This is a genomic window from Bacillus sp. JJ783, from assembly GCF_036963225.1.
GTDB lineage: Bacteria > Bacillota > Bacilli > Bacillales > Bacillaceae_G > Bacillus_A > Bacillus_A cereus_U.
This window is the reverse complement of sequence record NZ_JBALMG010000178.1, coordinates 2,529-8,689: the sequence shown is the minus strand read 5'-3', so window position 1 is coordinate 8,689 and position 6,161 is coordinate 2,529. Positions and strand designations below refer to the sequence as shown.

The following is a 6,161-nucleotide window of genomic DNA, read 5'->3' as shown; positions in this document are numbered from 1 at the left end:
CGCTAAATATAAAATATTCTATAAAAAATATGGAACATAGTGTACAATTTTGCATGAACATTCCATTACCTAAACAAAAAACAAACAAACTCCCCTCTTAGTAGGACGAGTTTGTTTGTTTTTTGTAGTAAGTATAAACTTATTAAGAATCAATAGGGTGACTTTTCGTTTTTTTAAGCTCCTTATTTTTACCATCCAACTTATGTTACTTAGATCGTGGACAAACTAAAAGCTACAATCAGATATTTGTGGTATTCCATTTTTTAGTACCGGTATTTTTCGAGATACTTTTTAAGCAAAATTTGGATTAGCTTTTTTACCAACCCACATACCTAAGCACACCATGCCAAGCCAACAGCAAATTGCTAATATAAACATCAATCGTTGTACGGATAACCCTTCAATTTGCATTTTACTCTTCCCAACAATTGTTTGGAAAAGTTGCGACCATTCGACATCATAAAACACCCCTACTCCCACAACCACAATCAATATAAAAAATTGTAAAAATATATTCCCCATATTTCTCCATGTTGTGTAAATGAGTAAAGAAAGCTCTCTATGTGTAGCGTTCGCCATATATACTTTCATATTATTTTTAGAAGAAATACTATTAATGGCATAGCTCCCAAATGTAACGCTAAGGACTATAAATAGTGGAGAATAAAACCCGAATATCATGATTAAAGTACTTACTAAAAACAAATGGATTGGATTAACTTTCTTAGCAGCTTTGATATCTAAAAATATGGACATCAAAATCCCTAATAGGTATGGTCCAACTACAATGAAAATACAGGTTAACATGTTATAGAAAGTAAAACTATAAAAAATACCTATCAAAAATAAATATCCATTTCCTAATCCAAGTAAAAATGATTCTGCCTTTAATCGAATTGGTAAAGAAGATGAAAGTTTATGAAAGAACTTTCCTTTCAACAAACTCAAAAACATGAAACAAATAAGCGCTAAAGAGAGTAGAAAAAAATAGAAAATATATTGTTCACTATTTATGTTACGACTTGTACGTATCAAAAGAATAAGCATTGAGACAAAAAGAAACTTTCCTACTACCGATACGATGGAGATAGGTAAAAAACCTTTGGCTAACTCCGTTCTCGGCATCATTTTTATAGCAAAAAGGATACTGATTAAACAAATCCCATATATGAATGTTATCAGCGGTGACGATAGAAAACTAATCGCTAACAATACGATGATCAGTAAAAGAAAAACGATACCAATAATAATCGCTTGTTGATTTTTATTATAAATCTTTCCCCCGCCTTCAACATGTAGAAACAATAAAGTACTCGTCATGGTAGAAATTGTACTAACTGCAAAACCAGAAACTAACGCACTTATTTCTAGCCATCTTGAACTCCATCCAAAGAAAGTAACACTAAGTAATGATACTATCAGAATAGAAACAGCCCAATATAAGGAGCGATGAATCCCAGCCTTATTCACAATAGGTATCCAGATAAACACACCCGTCATATAGGTTGTATAAAACAAGATTGATGGCCAGTATCCCTCAAAGCCTTTCGAGATCTGTAATCCATAAACAATGTAAATAAGCATGGGTGTAAAGATAGTCGTTATTAGTAGACTAAATGTAGTTATACTTTGCACCACAAGTCTTTTTTGTTTTGTCGTATGTATCGTATAACACCTCACTTAAAATGAAATCAGTAGTTGTTATTACTTATTCTATCCGAAACGAGGTTGTTATATATGTGCAATCCAATTGAAATTCCCATTACGAGGTAAACTCAATCTAAATCCACATTAAATTAAGTGGTGTGCAAAAAAGGTGGATTTTATGATTCTTATAAATAAAATTAATGGATGTATTCAAAACCTTAATCATAAATGGAACAAATGTGTTACTTAGATTGTCTATTACGTATAAAAAAGGTGTTTTTGGTAGTTCTCTCATTTTGTAATGCAAGAAACACAAGATGAGTCCTATCCTGTACATTTGTTAATTGTATCGGTATGTAAAATACCTAAACAAAATCCATATATTCTTGAAAGAGGTTGAAAATGTATGATAGTTTCAAAGAAGTTTTTTCACATCGCACATTATAAAAAGATGCTCCCTGTAGTATTACTTTCATGTGCAACGCTTATAGGCTGTTCCAATAGTAATATTCAATCTGAATCCCCTAAACAAACCAAACAAGAACATATAAGCAATCAATCTTTTGTTAAGCTTGAAAAAGATTATGATGCTAAGCTTGGTATTTATGCATTGGACACAGGTACGAATCAAACCGTTACTTATCGTTCAGATGAACGGTTTGCATACGCATCTACCCACAAAGCCCTTGCTGTGGGAGCACTGTTACAAAAGAAATCAATAGAAGATTTAGATCTAAGAATTAAATATACTAGCAAAGATCTTGTGAATTACAATCCAATTACTGAAAAATATGTAGATACAGGTATGACTCTGAAAGAGCTTGCGGATGCTTCCATTCGATATAGCGATAATACTGCACAAAATCTTATTCTTAAACAATTAGGTGGGCCAAGTGAATTCAAAAAAACACTGAGAGAATTAGGAGATACTGTCACAAATCCTGAACGTTTTGAACCAGAATTAAACGAAGTGCAACCAGGAGACACTCATGATACTAGTACCCCAAAGGCATTGGCTACTAGTCTTCAAACATACGCGCTAGGTGATATACTTTCAACTGAGAAACAGAACTTTTTAATAGATTTGATGAAAAGAAATACTACGGGGGACAACTTAATTCGTGCTGGAGTTCCAGGAGAATGGGAAGTAGCCGATAAGACTGGCTCTGGGTCTTATGGAACAAGGAATGATATCGCAATCATTTGGCCACCAAATAAAAAGCCAATTGTTCTTGCGATACTTTCTAATCATGCTAAAGAGGATGCGAAATACGATGATAAACTTATTGCAGACGCAACCAAAATAGTGTTAGATTCTTTAAAAGTAACGAATAAATAATTACTTACTCCTACTTTACGGCACATATAGTTTGAAAGACATGTACGTATCTAATCGCTAAGATGTATAAGTGAATTTATCCAAATTATTCAATACCGAATAAAAAGCATCTCTTTGTAAAGGTTTACTATGTTTTAAATGAGCAAATACTTTAGAATATATAGCTTTTGAGCAATCGAATTTTAGTTTTTTGAAATATAGTATGCTGCACTGGAGAACAGATTAATCCACTATAATTGTCGAATCGCTTTTATTTTGTCGAATATTCTGCACTTAGTTTTATCCAGGCTGATATACTATAAACACAATAGTTCTAGAAAGGTGATGATGTTATGTATGAACAACAAAATAATAGGGATAGAGATAAAAAAATGATGTTTTCTATGCAAGGAATTCCCACAAATAAAGTTAACATGAATCAATTACCTAAATGGATTAGGATTTTCGGCTATTGTGCGTTTGGTTGGATGATAGTATTTAGTTTAATTATGATTGTTGGTTTAATTCTTCAATAACAATACTGATAAATAGTTAAACGGGACAATATTTAGATCATACATCTAGGTAATGTCTCGTTTTTTATATGTAATTACTCAATGATATAGTAAACCGATCATAACAAAAAGAACCTGTAGAATATACTACAAGTTCTTTTTCAAAAATTGTTAAAAAGGGAATAACAAACTATCTTAACATTCAATACAGGGAGGCCATTTTGATTATGGCTTGGTTATATTGTATATCAAATATAAATATTTGAAGAAACTGATTTTCGAAAATTATGTAAATTAAAAAGCTAGGGTGTTTATATTAGATTTCGTTTACTACCAACTTCTTCTTACTTAAATAAACTGCACGATCTGATTTTTTAGCAACTTCCTGTGAGTGCGTCACAACAATAATACATTTATTTTCTTTGTGTGCAAGTTCTTGAAACAGTTCTATTATATCCATTGCCGTTTCTTCGTCGAGGTTTCCTGTCGGCTCATCCGCAATCAGTAAATCAACATTACAAGATAACGCTCGAGCGATTGCTACACGCTGTTGTTGCCCACCACTAAGTTGCAGGACGTTTCGTTTCGCTTCTACTTCTGTGAGTCCTACCTTCTCTAATAATTCTAATGCCCTTGCCGTTTTATTTTGCACTTTAACACCTGTAATTTCCATTGCTGTTAAGACATTTTGAAGAGCAGTCATATAGGTAATCAAATTATAAGATTGGAAAATTACCGATACATTTTGATTACGGTACCGATCCAAACCAATTTTTCGAATATCCTTTCCATTAAACAGTACATAACCATTTTTAGGTATATCTAGTCCGCAACCTAAGCTAAGAGTAGTGGTTTTACCAGATCCGGATGGTCCTAGAATCGTGTAGAAATGTCCTTTTTGAAAAGAAAAGTTAACATTTTCTAGTATCGCTACTTTTTTTCCGTTACTTTCATAATAATAATCTAAGTTTTTAAATTGTAAAATCGTCTCCATATCGAGCCTCCTTATTCATCTTTTAAAAGAATTTGTTTTGGATTCAGGCGTAGAATAGATAATGCTGGAAGAAGCGTTGCTAATATAGCAATAGCTAGTCCGATCCCCCCCATTTTCCCTACATCTTCTCCTGTTACACTTACATCAATTTTATCAATTGGATCTTCTTTTTGGTTTTGTAGAGTACCACCAGGTCCAGACATCATTACAGTACCATTTTGTGGGGTGTCTGTTTCTTCGCTTGCTGTAGCAATTTCACTCGAAAGTAAATTATCCCCTATGAATTGAGAAATTTTTGCTCCTGTTGTTATGGATAATCCAAATGCTAAAATAGCGATACATACTACTTCTACTACGAACTGCGCCATCAGTTTCCACTTTTTCTCTCCAATGGACAATAGAATCCCCATTTCCTTACGACGTGCTTTAATCGATAACATAATGATTAACCCTAATATAATCGCCCCTGCAATCGATACAATATAAATAATCATTTGAGAAGTAGAAGAGATATTTTCGATAGGACCAATCATTTGTTTGTACAACGAGTCATGTGCATCTAATTTATAATAATTAAAATCAATATCAGATTTTTTTGCTTCTTTTTTAAATGCTTCAATGTTTTGTGGATCTTTCAAGAAATACACGACTTGAATGCTACTTATACCTTGATCTACTTCTAATTTTTTCATAGTTGAATGCGGCATATATAGTTTATTAGCTGGATCCATTATAGGAGGGGCCTGTTGACCCATGGCTTGCTCATTCGTTTCGTAAATACCGATAATTTCAACCTCCAGGGTTTCCTTCTTATCCCCTGATTGCACTTTAACTTTGTCTCCTACTTTCAAATTGTTTAATTCCGCTAAACGTTTTTCCATTAAAGCTACATTCTGATCTTTCATCTGTTCTGTAATTGGTTTCCCATCAATGATTTTACTTTTTCCATTCTTAAAGCTTTCTTGTAATGCAGTTTTGCGAACTCCCTCAATCATAAAAGAAGAATTCATATCTATTTCTGTACCGGAGCTTGAACCGCCTCGTACAGCCGCCATTCCCACTTTACCTTTTCCTTCTTCTTCTCCTTCTGAAGCTCCTACTAGTTTAAGTCCATCAGAAATTCCGAAAGTCTTGGTTATGTAATTATAGTCTTTTACATACTTTGACTTCGCTAATTGATCTGCTTCTTTTGTGTTGAGCTGCGGCGGCTTAGGCATCTCTCCAGTTTCCCTAGCTTGTTGACCTAATTTGTCAAAATCAAGACCTAAAGTAACATCTGCACCCAGTTTTTTTCTTGCTGTATCAGCAGCTTTTTTTGATGCATTTTGGATTGTGAATCCTGCCAACACTAAATTTGTAACAATTAGGAAGACTGCCATCAAAATTAATGATGTTCCTACTCTTTTTTTCATACTGAGAATTGCGCGTTTCATAAAATTCATTTTTTTCTTACCTCCTTGATAACTTGTATTCTATATAGGTTATCTAGAGTCTATATGGAGCTAATCGGTAGTTTATCTAGAGATATAAGGAGTTTATGTGTAGTTATTCATTGACCTGGTCAAGAAAAACCGGAGCACAAATTCAAAAACGCAATCGTTTGTGGATATTGGTAAGGAGTCAGTCCATTTAAGGGAGAGTAAAGATTCTCATGAAGGATTAAAACTCCTTTTCTAATGAATATAGC

5 protein-coding genes are annotated in these 6,161 nt (G+C 33.4%); 2 read left to right on the top strand and 3 right to left on the bottom strand.

Annotation, left to right across the window (positions count from 1 at the left end; all coding sequences use genetic code 11):
- Nucleotides 1–291: 291 nt before the first annotated feature.
- The gene (locus tag V7038_RS26960; protein WP_335695896.1) at nucleotides 292–1,584 is read right to left on the bottom strand and encodes a hypothetical protein; all 1,293 of its coding nucleotides are present in this window, start codon (nucleotides 1,582–1,584) and stop codon (nucleotides 292–294) included.
- A gap of 469 nt (nucleotides 1,585–2,053) precedes the next feature.
- On the opposite strand from V7038_RS26960, the gene bla reads away from it, so the two are divergent.
- Together bla and V7038_RS26950 are read left to right on the top strand one after the other, a co-directional pair.
- Nucleotides 2,054–2,986 carry a class A beta-lactamase gene (gene bla / locus V7038_RS26955; protein ID WP_283747209.1) on the top strand — a complete coding sequence of 311 codons (933 nt, stop codon included), beginning with the start codon at nucleotides 2,054–2,056 and terminating at the stop codon, nucleotides 2,984–2,986.
- A gap of 332 nt (nucleotides 2,987–3,318) precedes the next feature.
- Nucleotides 3,319–3,501 (top strand): hypothetical protein, encoded by a 183-nt coding sequence (locus V7038_RS26950; RefSeq protein ID WP_002032329.1) that lies wholly within the window; start codon nucleotides 3,319–3,321, stop codon nucleotides 3,499–3,501.
- Between the two features lie 295 nt (nucleotides 3,502–3,796).
- On the opposite strand, the gene V7038_RS26945 is transcribed toward V7038_RS26950, so the two are convergent.
- Nucleotides 3,797–4,474 (bottom strand): ABC transporter ATP-binding protein, encoded by a 678-nt coding sequence (locus V7038_RS26945; RefSeq protein WP_000447830.1) that lies wholly within the window; start codon nucleotides 4,472–4,474, stop codon nucleotides 3,797–3,799.
- Nucleotides 4,475–4,485: 11 nt separating this feature from the next.
- Nucleotides 4,486–5,916, bottom strand: coding sequence for an ABC transporter permease (locus V7038_RS26940; protein WP_283747210.1), 1,431 nt, complete (start codon nucleotides 5,914–5,916; stop codon nucleotides 4,486–4,488).
- Nucleotides 5,917–6,161 lie beyond the last annotated feature (245 nt).